Here is a 21,588-nt window from a genome sequence, read left to right as displayed (position 1 = left end):
GCAAACCTGAGAAGACGTGAATTCAAGAGTCGGGGTTCCACGCGGGAGGGATCGTGAGCGAACCGGTACGGCTGGCCACTCCGCGGGCGCCTCTGCCCCCGCAGCGCGCCACCACTTCGACCGCTCCCTCGATCAACCCCGCCCCGGTCGCCGAGGGCAAGCCCGGCAAGGTGCGCGACGCGTTCTTCGACAACGCGAAGTACCTGGCGATCGTGCTCGTCGCGATGGGGCATTCCTGGGAGCCGCTGCGCGGTGACAGCCGGGCGGCGTCCGCGCTCTATATGACGGTCTACTCGTTCCACATGCCGGCGTTCATCGTGATCTCCGGTTACTTCTCGCGCAGCTTCGACGCGAGTCCGGGGCGTCTGAAGCGGCTGGTCACAGGCGTGGCCGTGCCGTATGTGGTCTTCGAGGTGGTGTACACGCTGTTCAAGCGGACGGCCGGGGGCGATCCCGACTATCCGTTCAGCCTGCTCGACCCGTGGTACCTGACCTGGTTCCTGATCGCGCTGTTCGTGTGGCGGCTGAGCACGCCCCTGTGGAAGGTGATCCGCTGGCCGCTGCCGGTGTCGCTCGCCGTCGCGGTCCTGGCGTCGGTCTCGCCCGACATCGGTGACGACCTGGACCTGCAGCGCGTGCTGCAGTTCCTGCCCTTCTTCGTGCTCGGCCTGTGCCTCAAGCCGGAGCACTTCCGGCTGGTGCGGCGCCGCGAGGCGCGGCTCCTGGCGCTGCCGGTGTTCGCGAGCGCGCTGCTGTTCGCGTACTGGGCCGCGCCGCGGATGAACGCCGCCTGGTTCTACCGGCGCGACAGCGCGCAGGAGCTGGCGGCGCCGGGCTGGAGCGGCGCCGTGATGACCCTCGCCATGTTCGGCTGCTCGGTGCTCCTTGCCGCCTGCTTCTTCGCGTGGGTGCCGGGGCGCAAGCTCTGGGTCACCTCGCTCGGCGCCGGCACGCTGTACGGCTATCTGCTGCACGGCTTCCTGGCCAAGGGCTCGCGCTTCTGGGACTGGTACGACGCGCACTGGATGCACACGCCGCTCGGCGAGATCGCGGTGACGCTGATCGCCGCGTCCGTGATCACTGTGCTCTGTACGCCACCTGTGCAGCGGATGTTCCGGTTCGTGATGGAGCCGAAGATGGAGTGGGCGTTCAAGCGGGACGCCGCCGCGGTGGCCCGCGGACGGTGACGGGCGGCGCGGGCCGGGGACCTGGGTGGTCACCGGCCCGCATCGGTTCGGAGCCGGCCTGTCCCTCCGGAGCCGCCCCCGCGCGCTACTTCCGCGCCATCAGATACGCCTGCCGGGTCCGCTCCCCCTCGTACGGCTCCCGCACCAGGTGCGCCTCGTACGTGAGCCCCGCGCCGCGCAGCAGGTCCGTGACCCGTTCCGGGGTGAGCCGGCGGAAGAGCAGGTCGATGTCGTGGCCGTACGCCTCCGTCAGGTGCAGCGGGTCGTCGCCGACCTGGAAAGCGAGCAACAGCGGGGCGCCCGGGGCCAGTACCCGGTGGAACTCGGCGAAGACGCGCGGCAGCAGCGCCGGCGGCACATGGATGACCGAGTACCAGGCGACAGCCCCGCCCAGCGAGCCGTCCGCCAGGTCCAGGTCGGTCATCGAGCCCTCGGTGAAGGTGAGTCGAGGGTGGGCCGCGCGGGCCACCGCCAGCATCCCGGGTGACAGGTCGATGCCGAACACGTCCGCCCCGAGCCCGTCGAGCAGCGCCGTGATCGGTCCCGGCCCGCATCCCAGGTCGGCCACCGGGCCCGCGCCGAGCTCCGCGACCCGCTCCACGAAAGCGGTGAGCATGGCCCGGCCCAGCGACTTGCGCTCCGACTCGGAGCGGAATTGCTCCGCGTATTGCACGGCGATGGTGTTGTAACCCTCGCGAGTCCGGGCGATCTCGGTGCTGTCGGTGCTGTCGGTGCTGTCGGCGGTCGCAGCAGCTCCGGCCGAGGCCATAGCCGTGGAAGGGGAGGGAGAAGTGAAAGGGGAAGGGGAGGTCATGGGCGCGACCCTAGGGGCCGCCACTGACAGCGTCTCCGTCTCCGTCTCCGCCTCCGCCTCCGCCTCCGTCTCAGGCCGACGACTTCTTGCGGGGCGACCGGGATGACTGGGCCGACCTGGACGTCGTCTTCTTGGTCGTCGCGGACGTCGACTTCCTCGCCGCCGCGGACTTCTTCTTTGTAGTGGCGGAGTCGGATCGCTTCGCCGAACCGCCCTTCGCGGCAGCTGACTTCGCGGGCTTCTTCGCGGCCGCTGCCGATTTCGCCTTCGGCGCCGCCCTCTTTCGGGGCCGGTCCGCGAGGTGGGTCACCTCGGCCATGTCCCCGGACCCGGAACCGGCCCCGCCCCGCGCTTCCTTCGCCGCCCGCACACTGCTCTCCAGCGCGGCCATCAGGTCGATGACCTTGCCCTCTCCGGTCTTCGACGACGCCGGGGCCTGCGACACCTCGCCGGACGCCTTAGCCGCGATCATTTCCTCCACCGCGGCCCGGTAGTCGTCATGCAGGGCGGCCATGTCGGCGTCGCCGAGCGTGTCCATCAGGGCGTCCGCCAGGTCGAGTTCGGCGTCGCGCACCGTGACGCGGGTGTCGGGCGCGGCGTCCTGTGGGGCGCGGATCTCGTCCGGCCACAACAGGCCGTGCATCGCGATGACGTCCTCGACGACGCGCAGCATCCCGAGCCGCTCCCGGCCGCGCAGCGCGAACCTGGCGATGGCCACCTTCTGGCTGCGCCGGAGGGCCTCGCGCAGCAGCGTGTAGGGCTTGGTCGCGGGGACGCCGTTCGCCTCGAGGTAGTAGGCCGTGTCCATCTGGAGCGGGTCGACCCGGTCCGCCGGGACGAACGCGACGATCTCGATCGTCTTGGCCGTGGACACGGGCAGCGCCGCGAGGTCGTCCTCCGTGATCGGAATGATCGACCCGTCGGCATCCTCGTACCCCTTGCCGATCTCGGCGGCCGGTACCTCCTTGTCCTCCAGTTCGCACACCTTGCGGTAGCGGATGCGCCCGCCGTCCTCCAGGTGGATCTGGCGAAAGGAGATCGCGTGGTTCTCCGTGGCGTTGACCAGCTTGATCGGGATGCTGACCAGGCCGAAGGAGAGGGCGCCGTTCCAGATGGAGCGCACGATGGACCTCCGGTTTCGTCCCGTTCAGCTGCACAAGATTACGGTTTGGTGCGGATTGCCAGAGTATTACGGTATGACGCCCATCACAGAAGTGGAGGGGCGGCGGATCCCGCTCAGCAATCTGGAGAAGGTGCTCTACCCGGCCACCGGCTTCACCAAGGGCGAGCTGCTGCACTACTACGCGACGACGGCGGACGCCCTGCTCGCGCACCTCCGCGACCGCCCGGTCTCCTTCCTGCGGTTCCCCGACGGGCCCGACGGCCAGCGCTTCTTCGCCAAGAACGTGCCACCGGGCGCCCCCGCCTGGGTGACGACGGCGGAGGTGCCGCGCTCCGATGGCCCCTCCCGGCAGATCCTCGTGCAGGACCTGGCCACGCTCATGTGGGCGGCGAACCTGGTCACGGAGTTCCACACCCCGCAGTGGCGGGCCGACGCCCCGGGGCAGGCCGACCGGCTCGTCCTGGACCTCGACCCCGGGGATCCGGCCGACGTCGTCCAGTGCTGCGAGGTGGCGCTGTGGCTGCGCGACCGGCTGTCGGCCGACGGTCTCCTCTCCTTCGCGAAGACGTCCGGGTCAAAGGGCCTGCACCTGCTCGTCCCGCTCATTCCGGCCCCGTCCGAGCAGGTCAGCGCCTACGCGAAGGCGCTCGCGCGGGAGGCCGAGGCGGACCTGCCGCACCTGGTGGTGCACCTGATGAAGCGCAGCCTGCGCCCCGGCAAGGTGTTCGTCGACCACAGCCAGAACTCCGCCGCGAAGACGACGGCCGCCCCCTACACGCTGCGCGCCCGCCCCGAGCCGACCGTGTCGACGCCGGTGACGTGGGACGAGGTCGAGGCCTGCAGGGCCCATGGAGACGCCCGTGACCTGGTGTTTCTGGCCGACGACATCGCGCCCCGGCTCCAGCGGCACGGGGATCTGCTCGGCCCGCTGATCGACCGCGACCGGGCCGGGCGGCTGCCGTCGTGAGGACCGCCGTGCGGCCTCCGTTGCAGGTGGCCCTGGCCGAGTCCGTGGAGGCGCTGCCGCCGGGGGACGGCTGGGCCTTCGAGCCGAAGTTCGACGGGCACCGGATGGTCGTCTTCCACTTTCGGGACGACGGCCGGGACAGCCAGAGCGGCCACGACGGCGACGTGCTGCTCCAAGCCCGGTCGGGGCGGCAGGTGGCGCGGGCGTTCCCCGATCTCGTCGCCGCCGCGCGAGCGCTGCCCGCCGGGACCGTGCTCGACGGTGAGGTCGTCGTCTGGCACGAAGGGCGCACCGACTTCGCGGCGGTGCAGCGCCGGGCCGCCGCCGCGTCGCCGGCCCGGGCCCGCGCCCTGGCGCACGAGCTGCCCGCCTCGTACGCGGCCTTCGATCTGCTGGCCGAGAACGGCATCGACCTGCGCGCCCTGCCGTACGCCGAGCGCCGCGCCCGCCTGGTCCGCCTCCTGACGCCGCTGGGCCCACCCTTGCAGCCCGTCCCGTCGACGACCGACCGGGAGACGGCCCTGACCTGGTACGAGATGCTGCCCGCGACCGGTGTCGAGGGCCTGGTCGCGAAACGCCTCGACGGCCCGTACCGCGGCGGCCGCCGCATCTGGCGCAAGCTGCGGCACAGCGACACCCGGGACGCGCTGGCCGTGGGCTTCACGGGCCCGCCGACAGCGCCGCGCGCCCTGGTCATCGCGCTCCCCGGCGACGGCACCCCGATCCTGACGACCCCGCTGCCGGCCGCTCTGCGCGCGGACGCGGCGGTCCTGCTGCCGCCCGCGACGGGCGAAGAGGCGGTGGTGACGGCGGTGGGCATCGGCGACGTCACGTATCAACTCCTGCCGCCCGAGCCCCAGGTGACCCTGGAGATCCGGCAGCGCACCACCCGCCACGGCGCCTTCTCCGCGGAGCCGGTCAGATTCCGCTGAGCCGACAACCGATCAGGACCGCTGAGCCAATAACCGATCAGGACCGCTGAGCCAATAACCGATCAGGACCTCAGACCCGCGCCCATGTCCCCCGGTCCCGGGCCATCGCATGGAGACCTTCCACGTCCGCCGGCTTCAGCACCCCCCCTGACCTGGCGAGCCCGGCCAACTCCGAGTCCGTCAGCAGGTGCACGTCCCGGGGCGGCGCCAGAACGTCCAGCGCGGCCGGCTGGACGAGGACAAGACCTGCCCGCACCTCGGCCGTCAGCGCGAACGAGGCCCGCGACGCGTCGGCCCGCACCCGGCGCAGCAACGGCTGCGGCTCGCCCCGCCCCGCCGTGACCACCGGGTCGCTCACCCGCACCCGCTGCCGGTGCGCCGGCAGCACGTGCAGCGCGAACAGGCCCCCGGGCCCGATCAGCAGATGGTGGACGCACGCCCCGCCGGGCAGCGGCACCGAGTGCAGGACCCGCCAGCCGGCCCCTTCGAGCCCGTCGAGCGCCTCGCCGACCAGCTGCTGCGCGGCCAGCGCCCGGCGCCGCGGATCGCTGCGCAGCCTGCGCTGCGGCGTCGGGTCCCGGTCGAGGGCGATGACGAGGGCTTCGCCGGGACGGTTCGGCGCGAGGTCGTCGTCGGGGTGGAGGCCGAGCCTGGCCAGCTCGGCGGGCGTGGGCACCGGGGGCGGCCCGACGGTGACGTGCCCGGTGACGAACGGGCCGAGCACGGCGAGCACGGCCTCCCGCCGCGACTCGGTGAGCAGGCTGATCCGGCCCGCCTCCCGGTCGTACCAGGCGAGGTTCCGGCCATCCTCCCCGTAGACGTAGAGCCGCTCCTGACCGTGCTGCCAGGTCGGTACGACGCGCAGTCCGTTCATGCCCCATCACCCCCTGACCATGGGAGCAGCAAGCCCGCCGCAGGGCAAGAAGGCCGCAGAGCGTCGGCCCGCTGTTACACAGCTGCCGAATCGCCGTGATGGCCGGCTTTTACGGTGAGGGAGCCGCACCGGACACACCTGGACCAAGCACCCTGAAAGCGATCGGAGCCCTCATGCGCCGCCCCGCCCTCCTCCGCAGCGCCGTCATCACCGCCGCTCTCGGCGGCGCGGTGCTGGTTCCCACCGCCGCGTCCGCGGATCCTGCGGTCCACGCCCATGAGGTCACGACGGTCGGGGTCTCCGCGCCGTCGGCCCCGCGGGAGCGGCCCACGGCCCAGGCTCCGGACGATGCCGGGGACGACGCCACGGCCAATCCGTACTTCCTGGTGGCGGGCGGTGCGATGGCCGCCGCCGGCGCCGCGGGCCTGGTGTACTCCACGGTCCGCCGGGGCCGCGCCGACGCGTAACCCCCCGATAAAAAGGACTTCCCCGCCAATAAGGTGTACGCAGCGACAGCATCATTCTCTACGCCGACCTCGCCCGGCCCCGACGCGAGCGGCCGACAGGCAGGAGTGCAGTGACGCCCAGGCGCCTCGGTGTTTCGGCTCTCGCGGTGCCCGCCGCCGCCCTGGCCCTCGCGGGCTGCGGGGACAGCGGCGGCCTCGAAGGCGCGGGTCCGACCCCGACGGCGGTGGGGCCGCGCCACCTGTGGCCGTCGCTGACCCCCGCGTCCGCGCCCGCCGACGACTACGGGGCGGGCGAGACCCAGGTGGTCAAGGGCATCGCCGTGCCCGGCGGCGACCTGCGCAAGGTCGACCCGGTGGCCGTGATCCGGGCCCAGGCCGCCTCGGACCCGGACACGTACAAGGAAGTGAAGAAGGGGCTTGGCGACTGTGGCGACCCGGGCCCCAGAGGGCCGAACTGCCCGGTGCTGCACGCCTATTACTCGGATCTGACGGGCAACGGCAAGGACGACATGGTCGTCGGCGTGCGCGCGCCGAAGGGACAGCTCGTGGTGCGTGTCTACATGTTCGCGGACGGCAAGCTGACGCAGATCATGAACGACGAGGACGCGGTGATCAGCGTCCAGTTGTCCGACCGCAGCGTGGTGGTGCGCGCGGTCGCCGATCTGTCCGGTTACGAGTACCGGACCTCGTGGTCGTACGACAGTCACCAGCGGGCGATGCTGCCGACGCGCGACGAGATCGTGCGCACGGGTCCGCCCACGACGCCCGTACCGGAGACCCCGTCCGCGGAGGCGTCGTCCCCCGCGCCGGCCACTCCCCCGGCCACTCCCTCCGCCTCCCCCTCGGCTTCCCCGAGCGCGTCATGACGCGTCGGCCGCGGTTGCCCTCCTGGACCGCGTCGCTGACCTGGAAGGCGGCCGCGTTCCTCGCGGTGATCTGCTGTGCGCTCGCCGCGCTGCTCGGCATCCTCGTGCACGTCTCGGTCACCGATCAGACGGTGCGCGAGGCCCGCGAGCGGGCGCTGAGCCGGCTCGACGAGGCGACCGACGCGTTCCGGGTCGGCGGGCGGCTCGGCCCGGGCGCCTCTCTCGATCCGCCGGGGCTGCCCGCCTCGCTGCGCGACCTCGCGGTGAGCGGGCAGCGCGGCACGATGGTCGGCAGCCACCACACGCATCCGACGATGTGGGCGGCGGGCCCGGCGGCGGGCGGCAAGGCGCTGGGCGTGGAGATCGACTATTCGCAGGGCGCCCGCACCATCGACGGCCTCGACCAGGCGATCCTGGGTTCGTCCGTGCTGGCCATCGGGGCGACGCTGCTGGTCGGCGCGTTCGCGGTGACCCGGGTGACACGGCGGCTGCACACGACGGCCCGGGTGGCCCGCAAGATCAGCGCGGGCGACCTCGACGCGCGGGTCGGCGATCCGCGGACCCGGGATCCGGCCCGGCACCAGGACGAGGTCGCCTCGGTGGCCGGCGCCCTCGACAGCATGGCGTCCTCCTTGCAGGCCCGGATCCTGACCGAGCAGCGGTTCACCGCCGATGTCGCCCATGAGCTGCGTACGCCGCTGACCGGACTGCACGCCGCGGCGGAGCTGCTGCCGCCGGGCCGGCCGACCGAGCTGGTGCGCGACAGGGTGGCGGCGCTGCGCACGCTCACCGAGGACCTCCTCGAGATCTCCCGGCTCGACGCGCGCAGCGAGCGCGTCGATCTCGACGCGACCTGGCTCGCCCCGGTGGCCGAGCGGGTGGTGCGCGCGTCCGGCACCGGCACGGGCGCCGTCACGGAGGTCGTCGTGGCCCGTGACGTGTGCGTGGTGACGGACCGGCGCCGCCTGGAGCGTGTCCTCGGCAACCTCGTGGCGAACGCGCACCGGCACGGCGGTCCGCCCGTCGAGCTGACGGTGGACGGCCCGGTGATCACGGTCCGGGACCACGGCGAGGGCTACCCCGCCTACCTGGTGGAGCACGGGCCGCAGCGCTTCCGTACGGAGGGCGGCACGAAGGGCCACGGCCTCGGCCTGACCATCGCGCTGGGGCAGGCCGAGATCCTGGGCGCGCGCCTGCTGTTCGCGAACGCGCCGGACGGCGGCGCGCTGGCGACGCTGACCCTGCCCTACGAGGAGCCTGTCTAGGGCCCCTTCGAACCCGGTCCGGGTCACCCTGGCGGCGCCCGCCGCCGTGCGCATCCCCCGCGCGGCGCATTAGGTGAGAGGCAGGGCTCTGCCTACGGGCCCTGTCCCACGCTCCGCTCCCCCAGGAGGCCCTCGTGACCGCACGGTCCGCCACCACCCGTCTCGGCATAGCCGTCGCCGCCCTCGCGACGCTGACCGCCGCCGCGTCCCCCGCCCTCGCCGACGGTTCCGCGAGCGACGCGGGCAGCCGCCCGCCGGTCTACAAGGGCCGCGTCGTCGCGAAGTCCGGGCTGCTGCTGCGCGACAACCCGACCCGCGGCAGCCGCGTCATCCGCAGCGTGCCGTACAAGGCGGTCGTCACGATCTTCTGCAAGACGAGCGGCGGCGATGTGGCCGGCAACCGCCTCTGGTACCTGCTCACGGACGGCACCTGGGCCTGGGGTTCGGCGAAGTACATCGACAACATCGGCGCCGCGCCCCGCTGGTGCTGACATAAGCGGATATCGCGGGCGGGCTTGCTACGTTCCCGCCATGACCGGTTCAACGGGCTCGGCAGGAAAAACAGCGCCGTCAGCGCCGTCAGCGCCGTCCTCAGTGCCCGCCGTACGCGTCCCCCGGCGCCGGGGGACCGAGCTCGCCCTGATCGTCCTGGCCGTCCTGCTCAGCGTCTACGGCTACTGCGACGTCGGGCTCGCGAAGAATGGTTCCGTCCCGCCCGGCGCCGCCGGATACGGCGCCGGGCTCGGCGTGCTCGCGCTCCTCGCCCACCTTGCGGTCCGCTTCCGTGCCCCGTACGCGGACCCGCTGCTGCTGCCCATCGCGGTGCTGCTCAACGGCCTCGGTCTGGTCCTGATCTACCGCCTCGACCTGGAGACCCCGAGCGACGAGGCGGCCCCCACCCAGCTGATCTGGTCGACGCTCGGCATCGGCCTGTTCATCGTGTTCGTGGTCTTCCTGCGTGATCACCGGGTGCTCCAGCGGTACGCGTACCTCAGTGTCGTCGCGGCCCTGATCCTGATGATCCTGCCGATCTTCTTCCCGGCCGTGAACGGCGCCCGGATCTGGATCCGGATCGGCGGATTCTCCATCCAGCCCGGCGAGTTCGCCAAGATCCTGCTCGCGATCTTCTTCGCCAGCTACCTCGCGGCCAACCGCAACGCCCTGAAGTACACCGGCAAGAAGATCTGGCGGCTGCAGCTGCCCACGATGCGGGTGTTCGCCCCGATCCTCGCGATCTGGCTGATCAGCGTCGGCGTCCTGGTCCTGGAGACCGACCTCGGTACCTCGCTGCTCTTCTTCGGCCTGTTCATCGTGATGCTCTACGTCGCGACGGGGCGCGGGAGCTGGATCGCGATCGGGCTCCTGCTCGCCGCGGCGGGCGCGTTCGTCGTGGCGTCCTTCGAGCCGCATGTGCACAGCCGCGTAGAGGACTGGCTGCACCCCTTCGCCACCATCGACGCGGGCGACGGAGCGACCCAACTCGCCCAGTCCCTCTTCGCGTTCGCGGCGGGCGGGATGCTCGGCACCGGGCTCGGGCTCGGCCACTCGATCCTCATCGGTTTCGCCGCCAAGTCCGACTTCATCCTGGCGACGGCGGGCGAGGAGCTCGGCCTGGTGGGGCTGACCGCGATCTTCCTGCTCTACGCCCTCCTCGTGGAGCGCGGCTACCGGGCGGGCCTCGCGCTGCGCGACCCGTTCGGCCGGCTCCTGTCCATCGGTCTCGCCTCCATCATCGCGCTGCAGGTCTTCGTCATCGCGGGGGGCGTGATGGGGCTCATCCCGCTGACCGGCATGGCGATGCCGTTCCTCGCGCAGGGCGGCTCGTCCCTCGTGACCAACTGGGTCATCGTCGCGATCCTCGTCCGGGTCAGCGACCGGGCGCGCAGCGCGCTGCTGCCCGACACTCCCATGAACGCCGCGGACAAGGCGGAGGCAGCCAAGTGACCAAGTACATCCGCCGCGCGTCGGTCTTCTGCCTGGTCCTGCTGGTCGCGCTGCTCGTCAACGCGGCCCGCGTCCAGGTCTTCCAGGCGGGCTCCCTCGACGACAACTCGGCCAACCGCCGCTCCACGATCCAGCGGTACGGCCAGCCGCGCGGCGACATCCTCGTGCAGGGCAGGACCGTCACCGGTTCGAAGGACAGCGGCCAGTCGCTGCGCTACGAGCGCACGTACAAGAACGGCCCGCTCTACTCCCCCGTCACCGGGTACGCCTCGCAGACGTACGGCACGACGTTCGTCGAGAGCGCCGAGGACGACATCCTCTCCGGGACCGATCCGATGCTCTCCCCGATCCCCTTCTGGCACGAGATCTCGCGCACGCAGGAGCCCGGGGGCAACGCGGAGACCACCATCAACGCGGCCGCGCAGCAGGCCGCGTACGCCGGGCTCGGCGGCAAGAAGGGCGCGGTCGCGGCGCTCGACCCGTCGACGGGAAAGATCCTGGCGCTCGTCTCCACGCCGTCGTACGACCCCGGGGACATCGCGGGCACCGGTTCGGCGACGACGGACGCGTGGTCGCGGCTGAACGCCGACCCCGACCAGCCGATGCTCAACCGGGCGATCCGGCAGACGTATCCGCCGGGTTCGACGTTCAAGGTGGTCACGGCCGCGGCCGTGCTGGAGAACGACGTCGTCGACGGCATCTCCACGGCGACCGACACGCCCGACCCGTACACCCTGCCCGGCACCACCACGCAGCTGACCAACGAGTCCGCCTCCGACGCCTGCAAGAACGCGACGCTGGAGTACGCGCTCCGGGTCTCCTGCAACACCGTCTTCGCCAACCTCGGGGTGCGGGTGGGCCTCTCGGGCATGGTGAGAACGGCGCAGAACTTCGGCTTCAACGACACCGGCATCAAGGTCCCGATGACCGCCGCCAAGTCGAACTTCGACACCGACATGAACAAGTCGCAGCTGGCTCTCTCCTCCATCGGCCAGTACGACACCGCGGCCACGCCGTTGCAGATGGCGATGGTCTCGGCGGCCGTGGCCAACGGCGGGACCCTGATGTCCCCGCACCTGGTGGAGAGGACGACGGCCAGTGACGGCGACCCGGTGTCCACCACCGGCGGCAAGACCTACAAGCAGGTCATGTCGGCGTACACCGCGAGCCAGTTGCAGCAGATGATGGTCGACGTCGTGACCAAGGGCACGGGGACGAACGCGCGGATCGGCGGGGCGACGGTGGGCGGCAAGACGGGCACCGCGCAGAACGGCGTGAACAACGAGGGCGTCCCGTACGCCTGGTTCCTCTCCTACGCCCAGGCCGACGACGCGTCCTCGCCGCAGGTGGCGGTGGCCGTGGTCGTGGAGGACGCGTCGGCGGACCGTTCGGACATCAGCGGCGGCGGCAGCGCGGCGCCGATCGCCCGGTCGGTGATGGAGGCCGTGCTCAACTCCCGTGACCAGTAGGGCAAGTGGTCCTGCTCCCACATGCCGAAATGGCCCTGTGCGGGGTGCGCGCGGCGATCTACCGTCGCGGCCATGACCATGTACGAGCTCGCACAGGTGAACATCGGCCGACTCAAGGCCCCGCTCGACACCCCCGAGATGAAGGACTTCACGAACAACCTGGAGCCGGTCAACGCCGTGGCCGACGCCTCCGACGGATTTCTCTGGCGGCTGCAGGGCGACTCGGGCGACGCGACCGATCTCCGGATCTACGGCGACGAATGGCTGCTGGTGAACATGTCCGTCTGGCGCGACACCGACGCGCTGAAGGCCTTCATGTACCAGGGCATACATCGCGAACTCCTCGCCCGTAGACGGGAGTTCTTCGAGCGGCTGAGTGAGGCGGTGACGACGCTGTGGTGGGTACCGGCCGGGCACCACCCCACTGTCGGGGAGGCCGAGGACCGCCTCACGCACCTGCGCGAGAACGGCCCGACCCCGTACGCCTTCACCCTCCGCACGTCGTTCAGTCCTCCGCGCCCGCGCTGATCGCCGCCTCCACCTCCGCGACCCGCTCGTACTCCTCCGCCGCGAAGCGTTCGGCGTCGAGCTTCTCGGCGATCTCCTCGTCCTGGGTCATCAGCAGGTCGAGGTTGGAGTCGCCCATGTCGAAGACGCCCATGTCGACGTAGGCCTGTTGCAGCCGCTTGCCCCACAGGCCGATGTCCTTGACGCAGGGCACGATCCGCGAGAACAGCAACTTGCGGAACAGGGCGAGGAATTCGGACTGTTCGGTGTACTCGTCGGCCTGCGCCTTCGGGATGCCGAAGTCCTCCAGGACCTCGACGCCGCGCAGCCGGTCGCGCATCAGGTAGCAGCCCTCGATGACGAATTCCTCGCGCTCACGCAGTTCGGCGTCGGTGAGCTGCTTGTAGTAGTCGCGCAGGGCCATCCGCCCGAAGGCGACATGGCGGGCCTCGTCCTGCATCACGTAGGCGAGGATCTGCTTGGGCAGCGGCTTGTCGGTGGTGTCGCGGATCATGCCGAACGCGGCGAGCGCGAGCCCCTCGATGAGGACCTGCATGCCGAGGTAGGGCATGTCCCAGCGGGAGTCGCGGAGCGTGTCACCGAGCAGGGCCTGCAGATTGTCGTTGATCGGGTAGAGCATCCCGATCTTCTCGTGGAGGAAGCGGCCGTAGATCTCCGCGTGCCGCGCCTCGTCCATGGTCTGCGTCGCCGAGTACAGCTTGGCGTCGAGGTCGGGGACGGACTCGACGATGCGCGCCGCGCACACCATCGCGCCCTGCTCCCCGTGCAGGAACTGGCTGAACTGCCAGGAGGTGTACTGCCTGCGCAGCTCGCCCTTGTCCTTCTCCGTCATCTTCGCCCAGTGGGGCGTGCCGTACAGGGACATCGCCTCGTCCGGGGTGCCGAGGGGGTCGTACGGATCGACCTCCAGCTCCCAGTCGATGCGTTTGGCGCCGTCCCACTGCTTGTCCTTGCCCTTTTGGTAGAGGGCGAGCAGCCGGTCGCGCCCGTCGTCGTATTCCCAGCTGAAGCGAGCCGAACTGGCCGACGGTATCTGCCAGTTGGGCTCGCCCGGGGCCCTGGTGTACAGCTCATGCGTCGACATACCGGCAGGCTCACACGTTGGTAGACGTGGGGTCAACAAGTCGTGCGCAAGGGATTGACGCCCTTGCTGACGCGCAGTCTCATAAGACGTGAGCACAGTTGTGACTGCCGGTAACTCCTAACGACCAACAGGGATGGGGAGTCAGCGATGACGACCATGACGGAAGCCGACGCGGTGGAAGGGCTGCGTGACGCGCTCGGTCTGCTCAAGGACCGGGAGCAGGTGGCCGAGCGGCTGCTCGACTCCTCCGCCAAGCACTCCTTCGATCCGGACAAGGAGCTGGACTGGGAAGCCCCCTTCGAGGACGGCAAGTGGTTCTGGCCGCCGGAGCTCGTGTCGCTGTACGGCACCCCGCTGTGGAAGCGGATGAGCGAGGAGCAGCGGATCGATCTGTCCCGGCACGAGGCCGCGGCGCTGGCCTCGCTCGGCATCTGGTTCGAACTGATCCTGATGCAGCTGCTCGTCCGGCACGTCTACGACAAGGCGGCGACGAGCGCGCACGTCCGGTACGCCCTCACCGAGATCGAGGACGAGTGCCGGCACTCGAAGATGTTCGCGCGGCTCATCACCCGCGGCGAGACCCCGCACTATCCGGTCTCCCCCGCCCACCACAATCTGGGGCGGCTCTTCAAGACGATCTCCACCACCCCCGGGTCGTTCACGGCGACGCTGCTCGGCGAGGAGATCCTCGACTGGATGCAGCGCCTCACCTTCCCGGACGAGCGCGTCCAGACCCTCGTCCGCGGCGTGACCCGCATCCACGTGGTCGAGGAGGCCCGCCATGTCCGGTACGCGCGTGAGGAGTTGCGGCGCCAGATGGTGACGGCGCCGCGCTGGTCGCAGGAGTTCACGCGCCTCACGTCGGGCGAGTTCGCCCGCGTCTTCTCGGAGGCCTTCATCAACCCCGAGGTCTACCCGAACGTCGGCCTCGACAAGAGGGAGGCCGTGGCCCAGGTCAAGGCGAGCGGCCACCGCCGCGAGATCATGCAGACCGGCGCGAAGCGGCTCACGGACTTCCTGGACGACATCGGGGTACTGCGCGGCGCGGGACGGCGGCTGTGGAAGTCGTCGGGGTTGCTGGCCTGACGGCACACCGGCGGACCTGGGCGACGACTGGGGGGAGGATCGTGCAGCACTGGAGCAGTACGTCGCGGAGAGCCGTTGGCGCGTCGCCCGGACCCGCTGAGGCGGGGCGCGGCGGTCCACTGTCCGCCCCGCTTTCGCCTGACGGCGCACGGCCCCGGCCGGATACGCTCTCGGGCATGACGTCGGCAACCGGTACGCCCGCCTATCGAAGGCTCAGCGTCGAGGAGCGGCGTGCGCAGCTGCTCGAAGCGGCGCTGTCGCTGTTCGCGCACCGGGCGCCGGAGGAGGTCTCCCTCGACGATGTGGCGGAGGCGGCCGGAGTCTCCCGGCCCCTCGTCTACCGCTACTTCCCCGGCGGCAAGCAGCAGTTGTACGAAGCCGCGCTCCGGTCCGCCGCCGACGTGCTGGAACAGTGCTTCGCCGAGCCGCCGGACGGCGCCCTCACGACCCGTCTCGCCCGGGCGCTCGACCGCTACCTGGCCTTCGTCGACCAGCACGACATGGGCTTCGCCGCGCTGCTCCAGGGCGGCAGTGTCGTGGAGACCTCACGTACGACGGCGATCGTCGACGGAGTGCGCCGGGCGGCGGCCGACCACATCCTCAGCCACCTGTCCGTGACGGCCCCCGGCCCGCGGCTGCGGATGACCGTCCGCATGTGGATCACCGCGGTGGAGGCGGCCTCCCTCATCTGGCTCGACGAGGAGAAGCAGCCGCCGCTGGACGAGCTGCGGGACGGCCTGGTCGACCAGTTCATGGCGGTCCTGGCGGCGACGGCGGGCCGCGACCCGGAGACCGCGGCCGTGGTCCGCCACGCCCTCTCCCTGGAAACCTCCGAAGGACCCGTCGGCGAACTGGCCCGGCGGGTGCTGCCGGTGGTGAGCGACGCGGCGCATCTGCTGTGACGGGCGCCGCGCGCGGGCCGCTGCCGTCGCGGAGCTCCGGAGACCTGTGACACGGGTGTGACGGCCGCGCCATTGCCGTGAGCAGAGTGTGGTCGTGATAATGGGCGGTATGTCTGAGCACGGGGGTGCGGCGGGCGAGCCGCAGCAGATTCCGAGGTCGCGGCTCTCTGAGTACGCGGAGATGAGCACGGCGGCAGCTGCCGATCCACCGGCGACGCCTTCGCCGGAGCAGGAGCAGGAGCCGGAGCCGCAGCCGGAGCCGCAGCCGGACGTTCGCGACACTGAGCCTGTCCCGCCGGAACCGGTGGCCGAGGATCCCGAAGCAGCCGCGCGCAAGCGGGCGTTCGCCGAGTTGCTCGGGGAGTTCCGGCGCACGGCGGTGCTGGTGCCGCTGGGCGAGGAGCCGCACGGCGACGGCGAACACAGCATGCTGACGGCCGATCTCAACGGGATCCGGTTCATTCTCGCGTTCTCCGACGAGCAGGCGCTGGCCCGCTATGCGCAGGCACGGGGCGAGTTCAGTCGCGAGTGGACGTATCGCAGGGTTCTGGGCGCGAAGCTGCTCGATGTCGCGGTGCCCGCGGCCGGGGTGCCCTGCGGGGTGGCTCTGGACTGCGCGGACGGGCCCGACGGGATGGTGTTCCCGCCGGTGATGGGCATCGTGCCGGACGAGGCGGCCGTGGACCACGAGGAGGGGATCGCGTGACCGGCGGCAAGGACCTCGGAGCCGCCGGCCTGGATCTGGTCGCCAAGGGGCTGACCGAGGCACTGGCGGAACTGAAGGAACTCGGCATGGTCGGCGAGGCCGGAGCCGGCCGCGGCTTCGGTGACATCGCCCTGTCCGGCCTGGAACTCGGCCACGAAGGCCTGACCGGCGACTTCAAGTCCTTCTGTGAGCGCTGGGAGTGGGGCGTGCGGTCGCTGGTCAACGAGGGCAACGCGTTCGCGGCCAAGACCGGCCTGTCGGCGGGTACTTACTACGAGACCGAGCAGTACGTCGAAGGCTCCCTCAAGGTCATCACCAACTCCGCGATCGGCAACCCCTACGCCTCCGAGGAGGACGTCACCAAGCAGGGCTGGGGCGACATCGCCACCTCCGGCGTGCTCTCCGGCCCCGACTACAGCAAGGAGTCCTTCGACCAGGCGTTGGCCAACAGCGGTCAGGGCTGGAAGGACGCCGGCCGCGACGTCATGACCTCGCACACGGTCGGCCCGCTGGGTCTCAACCCCGAGAACCTGCACGGCGCGGCCGGAATGTCCGACGCCGAGTACAACCAGATGCTCGACGACACCTTCGGCCCCTCCCCCGAGGCCCGCGCCAAGGCCGCCGAACAGCAACAGGGCGGGGGCGAATAGCCGTGGGTCTGCTCGGAGACATCGGCAACGGCCTCAAGGACGGGATCAACGACGGCCTCGGCAAGCTCGAGGACGGTATCGACGCGGGCAAGAAACTCGTCGGCGAGGGCGTCGACTGGGGCACCGACAAGGTCGGCGAGGGCCTGGACAAGGTCGGCCTGCACGACGCCGCCGACGCGGTGGAGGACTGGGGTGATGAGGTCGCCTCCGACCTCGGCGCCACCCCCGGCGAGCAGCAGCTCGGCCAGACCGAGGAGGCCAACGAGCTCGTCCACGGCAACCCCGACAAGATCCGCGAGTCCGGCAAGCACCTCAAGGACTTCCACACCGCCTTCGACCACGTCGCCGCCGGCATGCGCAAGGTCGACTCCTCCGGCTGGGCGGGCGAGGGCGGGGACGCCTTCCGCAAGAAGTTCGGGGTGCATCCCACCAAGTGGGCCGAGGCCTCCGACGCCTGCGAGACGGCGGCCGGTGCGCTGGAGGCGTACGCCGACACCGTCAAGTGGGCGCAGGGCAAGGCCAAGGAGGCCGTCGAGCTCTACAAGAAGGGCAAGAAGACCTCCGAGGAGGCGGTCACCGCCTACAACAAGAAGGTCGACGCCTACAACGGCAAGATCAAGGCGAACGAGGACCCCGGCCCGAAGCCCGAACCGTTCCAGGACCCGGGCACGGCCGACATCAAGAAGGCGCACGAGACCCTCGCCGAGGCCCGCAAACAGCGCAACACCGCCGCCTCCGACGCCCAGGGCAAGGTCAAGGCCGCTCTCGCGCACGCCCCCGCCGAACCCCCGCCGCTGGACCGGCTCGGCAACACGGTCGTCGACGGCTACAAGGCCTACAACACCGAACTCACCCACGTCGTCGGCGGCGTCCTCAAGGGCACGGCCGGGCTGGTCAACTTCGCCCGCGGCCTCAACCCCACCGACCCCTACAACCTCACCCACCCGGCGGCGTACCTGCAGAACGTCTCCATGACGCTCTCCGGCCTCGTCTCCACCGCCGCCCACCCCGAACGCATCGTCACCGCCGCCGTCGACGGCTTCACGAAAGACCCCTCCGAATTCGTCGGCCGCCTCATCCCCGAACTCATCGGCACCAAAGGCGCAGGACTCGCCCGCAGCGGACTGCGCATGGGCCTCAAGACCGGCGCCAAGGAAGGACTGGAGAACGGGGCGCGCAAGGCGGTCCAGAAGGAGCCGCACGGCCGTACCGAGCCCTCGCGCGAGAAGTACGAGCACGACCCCAGCGACCCGATCGACCTGGTCACCGGCAAGATGTACCTGCCGGAGACCGACATCGAGCTGCCGGGCACACTGCCGCTGGTGTTCCGCCGCCGGGTGGAGTCGGGCTCCCGGCTCGGCCGCTGGTTCGGACCGTCCTGGACGTCGACGCTGGACCAGCGTCTCGAGGTCGACACCGAGGGCGTCATCCTCGTCACCGAGGACGGACTGCTCCTGGCCTATCCGCACCCGGCGCCCGGCGTCCCGACGCTGCCCACGCACGGCAGCCGCCACTGGCCCCTGGACCGGGTCGACGGCGGCTATACGGTCACCAACCCGTACACCGGTCGCACCTGGCACTTCGCCGACCTCGGCGAGGACCGGGCCGCACTGGAGCAGATCGACGACCGCAACGGGAACTGGATCACCTTCGAGCACGACGCCGAGGGCACCCCGCTCGCCGTCGTCTCCTCCGGCGGCCACCGCATCGAGGTCACCGTCGACGGCGACCGGGTCACCGCCCTGCACCTGGCCGGCGCGGGCCCGGACGGCACGGACCAGGAGATCAAACGCTACGGCTACTCCGAAGCCGGTGACCTCACCGAGGTCGTCAACTCCTCCGGTCTGCCGTTGCGCTTCACCTACGACGACCGTGGCCGCGTCACCTCGTGGACCGACAGCAACGACCGCTCGTACACGTACGAGTACGACGACCGGGACCGCTGTGTCGCCGAGGGCGGCGCCGCCGGGCACATGACGCTGCGGCTGTCCTACGACGAGGTGGACGAGGCCACCGGGTACCGGGTCACCACGACGACCGATGCGCGGGGCCACCGCATCCGTTACCTGATCGACCATGACGGCCAAGTGGTGGCGGAGACCGACGCCCTCGGCCACACCACCCGTTTCACCCGGGACCGCCGCGGCCGGGTCCTGACCCGGACGGACCCGCTCGGCCACGTCACGTCGTACCGGTACGACGAGGCGGGCGACGTCCTCGCGATCACCCGGCCCGACGGGCGTGAGATCACCGCGGAGTACGCCGAGTCCGGCCTGCCCTCGCGCATCAGGGCGGCGGACGGCACGGTCACGCACCACACCTACGACGCACGCGGCAACCGCACCTCCACGACCGGCCCCACCGGGGCCACCACCGTCTTCGATTACGACGAGGCGGGGCGCCCGACCGCGGTCACCGACCCGCTCGGGCACGTCACCACCCTGCGCTGTGACCGGGCGGGCCTGCCGGTGGAGATCACGGACCCGCTCGGCGGCGTCACCCGCTACGAGCGCGACGCCTTCGGCCGCCCGGTGCGGCTGACCGACCCCACCGGGCTCGTCACCCTCCTGGAATGGTCGGTCGAGGGGCACCTGACCCGCCGCACCGCACCCGACGGCACCGGTGAGGCCTGGGCGTACGACGGCGAGGGCAACTGCGTGCGCCACACCGACCGGGCCGGCGGCACCACCCTCTTCGAGTACACCCACTTCGACCTGCTCACCGCCCGCACCACCCCGGACGGCGTCCGCCACACCTTCGCCCACGACAGCGAACTGCGCCTCACGCAGGTCGCCGGCCCCCATGACCTGACCTGGAGTTACTCCTACGACCCGGCCGGCCGCCTGAGAACCGAGACGGACTTCGACGGTCGCACCCTCACCTACACCCACGACGCCGCGGGTCGTCTCACCTCCCGGACGGACGCCCTGGGCCGGACCACCTCCTTCGAGCACGACGCCCTCGGCCGCACGGTCCGCAAGGACGCCGACGGCCAGGTCACCACGTACGCCTACGACCTCACCGACCAGGTCGCCGAGTCCGCAGGACCCGACGGGACGCGGCTGACGATCCTGCGCGACCAGTACGGCCGTGTCCGCTCCGAGACCGTCGACGGCCGCGAACTGAGCTACGAGTACGACCTGCTGGGGCGTCGCATCGGGCGGACCACGCCGACGGGAGCGCGCACCACCTGGTCGTACGACGCGGCGGGCCGCCCGGTGGATCTGACCGTGTCCGGGCGCGCGCTCGACGTCACCTACGACGCCGCCGGACGTGAACTCACCTGCGGAATCGGCGACTTCCTCACCCTGGAGAACGCCTACGACCCGCTGGGCCGGCTCCTCGCGCAGTCCGCGACGGGCCCGGACGGCGGCACGGTGCAGCGCCGCGCCTACACCTACCGCGCGGACGGCCACCTCGCGGCCCTGGACGACCACCTCGACGGGCCGCGCACCTTCGACCTGGACCCGGGGGGCCGCGTCACCGCAGTCCGTGCCACCCACTGGACGGAGACGTACGCCTACGACGCGGCGGGCAACCAGACCACGGCCTCCTGGCCCGCCTCCCATCCCGGTCATGAGGCCACCGGTGAGCGCGACTACACGGGCACCGGCCTCACCCGGGCCGGAGCCGTCCGCTACGAGCACGACGCGCTCGGCCGGGTCACGCTCCGGCAGAAGACGCGCTTGTCCCGCAAGCCGGACACCTGGCGCTACGAGTGGGACGCCGAGGACCGGCTGGCCCGGGTCACCACACCCGACGGGACGGTGTGGCGGTACACGTACGACGTGAAAGGGCGCCGTACGGCGAAGCTACGGATGGCGGCGGACGGCACGACGGTCGCCCAGCGCACCACGTTCACCTGGGACGACACGACGCTGTGCGAGCAGACGACGTACGCGGCAGAGCTGCCGGGCCCGGTCACCGTCACCTGGGACCACAAGGGTCTGCACCCCGTCGCGCAGACGGAACGCCTCGGCGTCGCGGACGCCCCGCAGGAGGAGATCGACTCCCGGTTCTTCGCCGTCGTCACCGACCTCGTCGGCACCCCCCGCGAACTCGTCGACGAGAGCGGCGCGGTCGCCTGGCGCACCCGGTCCACCCTGTGGGGCACCACGACGTGGAACAAGGACGCCACGACGTACACACCGCTGCGCTTCCCCGGCCAGTACTTCGACCCCGAGACGGGCCTGCACTACAACTACTTCCGCCACTACGACCCGGAGACCGCCCGCTACCTCACCACCGACCCGCTCGGCCTCGCCCCCGCCCCGAACGCGTCGGCGTACGTCACGAATCCGCACACGGTCTGTGACCCGCTGGGCCTGATGCCGTCCGACTACAAGAAGGTCACCTACGGCGAGTCCAAGGGCGCGGGCAAGGACCTCAAGCGCACGGCGCAGGTCGGCGACGACGGCTGGCAGTTCAACACGGGGCACGGGTACGACCGGCCGCACACCGGCCCGAACGGGGTGAACGACCTGCGCACCACCGGGCTCACCGCCGACCAGATCGAGCAGGGGATCGTCAACTCCGTCTACGACCACATGAAGAACGGCGGGACGGTGCCGAAGGTCGGGCCGGGGTTCACCGGACCCATGGACGGGTCCATGAAGATCGGCGGTCATGACATCGGCTACCGCGTCTCCCAGACACCCGACTCTGTGTACCGTGTGGCGACCTATTGGCTCAATCCCTGAACCGAGCCGACGAGACCCGAGACC

At 71.0% G+C, this 21,588-nt stretch carries 19 protein-coding genes; 15 read left to right on the top strand and 4 right to left on the bottom strand.

The genetic code is table 11. The features are described from left to right. Positions 1-53 precede the first annotated feature (53 nt). Positions 54-1,187, top strand: a complete 1,134-nt coding sequence (locus ACIREE_RS02610) for an acyltransferase family protein (RefSeq protein ID WP_404145109.1) — start codon at positions 54-56, stop codon at positions 1,185-1,187. An 85-nt stretch (positions 1,188-1,272) separates the two neighbouring features. Here ACIREE_RS02610 and ACIREE_RS02605 read toward each other — a convergent pair whose 3' ends face one another. Both ACIREE_RS02605 and ACIREE_RS02600 read right to left on the bottom strand, forming a co-directional pair. Next, positions 1,273-1,956: a class I SAM-dependent methyltransferase gene (locus tag ACIREE_RS02605; RefSeq protein WP_404145107.1), complete on the bottom strand. Its 684-nt coding sequence runs from the start codon at positions 1,954-1,956 to the stop codon at positions 1,273-1,275. Positions 1,957-2,071: 115 nt separating this feature from the next. Further along, a complete protein-coding gene (locus ACIREE_RS02600) occupies positions 2,072-3,124 on the bottom strand; it encodes a Ku protein (RefSeq protein WP_404145105.1) in 1,053 nt (350 codons plus the stop codon). 73 nt (positions 3,125-3,197) lie between these two features. Here ACIREE_RS02600 and ligD point away from each other — a divergent pair, with 73 nt between their 5' ends. Both ligD and ACIREE_RS02590 read left to right on the top strand, forming a co-directional pair. Continuing rightward, complete coding sequence (gene ligD, locus ACIREE_RS02595; RefSeq protein WP_404145104.1) at positions 3,198-4,091, top strand: non-homologous end-joining DNA ligase; 894 nt, start codon at positions 3,198-3,200, stop codon at positions 4,089-4,091. Positions 4,092-4,099: 8 nt separating this feature from the next. After that, positions 4,100-5,023: an ATP-dependent DNA ligase gene (locus ACIREE_RS02590; protein ID WP_404145103.1), complete on the top strand. Its 924-nt coding sequence runs from the start codon at positions 4,100-4,102 to the stop codon at positions 5,021-5,023. Between the two features lie 70 nt (positions 5,024-5,093). Here the strand turns inward: ACIREE_RS02590 and ACIREE_RS02585 are convergent, their stop codons facing one another. Beyond that, the gene (locus ACIREE_RS02585; RefSeq protein WP_404145101.1) at positions 5,094-5,897 is read right to left on the bottom strand and encodes an NERD domain-containing protein; all 804 of its coding nucleotides are present in this window, start codon (positions 5,895-5,897) and stop codon (positions 5,094-5,096) included. A gap of 173 nt (positions 5,898-6,070) precedes the next feature. Between ACIREE_RS02585 and ACIREE_RS02580 the strand changes: the two genes are divergently transcribed. The 7 genes from ACIREE_RS02580 (at position 6,071) to ACIREE_RS02550 (ending at position 12,436) form a co-directional block, all read left to right on the top strand. Further along, entirely contained in the window at positions 6,071-6,364 is a 294-nt protein-coding gene (locus tag ACIREE_RS02580; RefSeq protein ID WP_404145099.1) for a hypothetical protein, read from the top strand. Positions 6,365-6,474: 110 nt separating this feature from the next. Continuing rightward, complete coding sequence (locus ACIREE_RS02575) at positions 6,475-7,230, top strand: hypothetical protein (protein WP_404145097.1); 756 nt, start codon at positions 6,475-6,477, stop codon at positions 7,228-7,230. Continuing rightward, positions 7,227-8,495 (top strand): ATP-binding protein, encoded by a 1,269-nt coding sequence (locus ACIREE_RS02570; protein WP_404145095.1) that lies wholly within the window; start codon positions 7,227-7,229, stop codon positions 8,493-8,495. Before ACIREE_RS02575 ends, ACIREE_RS02570 begins: the two co-directional genes overlap by 4 nt. Positions 8,496-8,629: 134 nt before the next feature. Next, complete coding sequence (locus ACIREE_RS02565; RefSeq protein WP_404145093.1) at positions 8,630-8,986, top strand: SH3 domain-containing protein; 357 nt, start codon at positions 8,630-8,632, stop codon at positions 8,984-8,986. 40 nt (positions 8,987-9,026) lie between these two features. Continuing rightward, positions 9,027-10,439, top strand: a complete 1,413-nt coding sequence (locus ACIREE_RS02560) for an FtsW/RodA/SpoVE family cell cycle protein (protein ID WP_404145092.1) — start codon at positions 9,027-9,029, stop codon at positions 10,437-10,439. Next, a complete protein-coding gene (locus ACIREE_RS02555; RefSeq protein ID WP_404145090.1) occupies positions 10,436-11,908 on the top strand; it encodes a penicillin-binding transpeptidase domain-containing protein in 1,473 nt (490 codons plus the stop codon). Before ACIREE_RS02560 ends, ACIREE_RS02555 begins: the two co-directional genes overlap by 4 nt. Positions 11,909-11,980: 72 nt before the next feature. Then, positions 11,981-12,436: a DUF3291 domain-containing protein gene (locus ACIREE_RS02550; RefSeq protein ID WP_404145089.1), complete on the top strand. Its 456-nt coding sequence runs from the start codon at positions 11,981-11,983 to the stop codon at positions 12,434-12,436. Here ACIREE_RS02550 and ACIREE_RS02545 read toward each other — a convergent pair. After that, the gene (locus ACIREE_RS02545; protein ID WP_404145087.1) at positions 12,414-13,520 is read right to left on the bottom strand and encodes a ferritin-like domain-containing protein; all 1,107 of its coding nucleotides are present in this window, start codon (positions 13,518-13,520) and stop codon (positions 12,414-12,416) included. The two genes, ACIREE_RS02550 and ACIREE_RS02545, sit on opposite strands and share 23 nt — an antisense overlap. A 147-nt stretch (positions 13,521-13,667) precedes the next feature. Here ACIREE_RS02545 and ACIREE_RS02540 point away from each other — a divergent pair, with 147 nt between their 5' ends. The 5 genes from ACIREE_RS02540 (at position 13,668) to ACIREE_RS02520 (ending at position 21,564) form a co-directional block, all read left to right on the top strand. Then, entirely contained in the window at positions 13,668-14,606 is a 939-nt protein-coding gene (locus ACIREE_RS02540) for a diiron oxygenase (RefSeq protein ID WP_404145085.1), read from the top strand. 176 nt (positions 14,607-14,782) lie between these two features. Next, on the top strand, positions 14,783-15,508 hold the full coding sequence (locus tag ACIREE_RS02535) for a TetR/AcrR family transcriptional regulator (RefSeq protein WP_404145083.1): 726 nt from the start codon (positions 14,783-14,785) through the stop codon (positions 15,506-15,508). A 109-nt stretch (positions 15,509-15,617) separates the two neighbouring features. After that, positions 15,618-16,214 (top strand): hypothetical protein, encoded by a 597-nt coding sequence (locus tag ACIREE_RS02530; protein ID WP_404145081.1) that lies wholly within the window; start codon positions 15,618-15,620, stop codon positions 16,212-16,214. Further along, positions 16,211-16,864: a hypothetical protein gene (locus ACIREE_RS02525; RefSeq protein ID WP_404145079.1), complete on the top strand. Its 654-nt coding sequence runs from the start codon at positions 16,211-16,213 to the stop codon at positions 16,862-16,864. The genes ACIREE_RS02530 and ACIREE_RS02525 overlap by 4 nt, the downstream gene beginning before the upstream one ends. Positions 16,865-16,866: 2 nt before the next feature. Further along, positions 16,867-21,564: a putative T7SS-secreted protein gene (locus tag ACIREE_RS02520; RefSeq protein ID WP_404145077.1), complete on the top strand. Its 4,698-nt coding sequence runs from the start codon at positions 16,867-16,869 to the stop codon at positions 21,562-21,564. Positions 21,565-21,588 lie beyond the last annotated feature (24 nt).

Source organism: Streptomyces sp. NPDC102467, from assembly GCF_044765445.1.
Taxonomy (GTDB): domain Bacteria; phylum Actinomycetota; class Actinomycetes; order Streptomycetales; family Streptomycetaceae; genus Streptomyces.
Note: the sequence above shows the minus strand (reverse complement) of the source record. Positions and strands in the feature narration are given on the sequence as shown.

Excerpts from the sequence above, each read along its gene's own strand:
- ACIREE_RS02605 (WP_404145107.1), bottom strand. The coding sequence starts at position 1,956 with ATGGCCTCGGCCGGAGCTGCTGCGACCGCCGACAGCACCGACAGCACC.
- ligD (WP_404145104.1), top strand. The coding sequence starts at position 3,198 with ATGACGCCCATCACAGAAGTGGAGGGGCGGCGGATCCCGCTCAGCAAT.
- ACIREE_RS02585 (WP_404145101.1), bottom strand. The coding sequence starts at position 5,897 with ATGAACGGACTGCGCGTCGTACCGACCTGGCAGCACGGTCAGGAGCGG.
- ACIREE_RS02580 (WP_404145099.1), top strand. The coding sequence starts at position 6,071 with ATGCGCCGCCCCGCCCTCCTCCGCAGCGCCGTCATCACCGCCGCTCTC.
- ACIREE_RS02570 (WP_404145095.1), top strand. The coding sequence starts at position 7,227 with ATGACGCGTCGGCCGCGGTTGCCCTCCTGGACCGCGTCGCTGACCTGG.
- ACIREE_RS02560 (WP_404145092.1), top strand. The coding sequence starts at position 9,027 with ATGACCGGTTCAACGGGCTCGGCAGGAAAAACAGCGCCGTCAGCGCCG.
- ACIREE_RS02550 (WP_404145089.1), top strand. The coding sequence starts at position 11,981 with ATGACCATGTACGAGCTCGCACAGGTGAACATCGGCCGACTCAAGGCC.
- ACIREE_RS02545 (WP_404145087.1), bottom strand. The coding sequence starts at position 13,520 with ATGTCGACGCATGAGCTGTACACCAGGGCCCCGGGCGAGCCCAACTGG.
- ACIREE_RS02540 (WP_404145085.1), top strand. The coding sequence starts at position 13,668 with ATGACGACCATGACGGAAGCCGACGCGGTGGAAGGGCTGCGTGACGCG.
- ACIREE_RS02535 (WP_404145083.1), top strand. The coding sequence starts at position 14,783 with ATGACGTCGGCAACCGGTACGCCCGCCTATCGAAGGCTCAGCGTCGAG.
- ACIREE_RS02530 (WP_404145081.1), top strand. The coding sequence starts at position 15,618 with ATGTCTGAGCACGGGGGTGCGGCGGGCGAGCCGCAGCAGATTCCGAGG.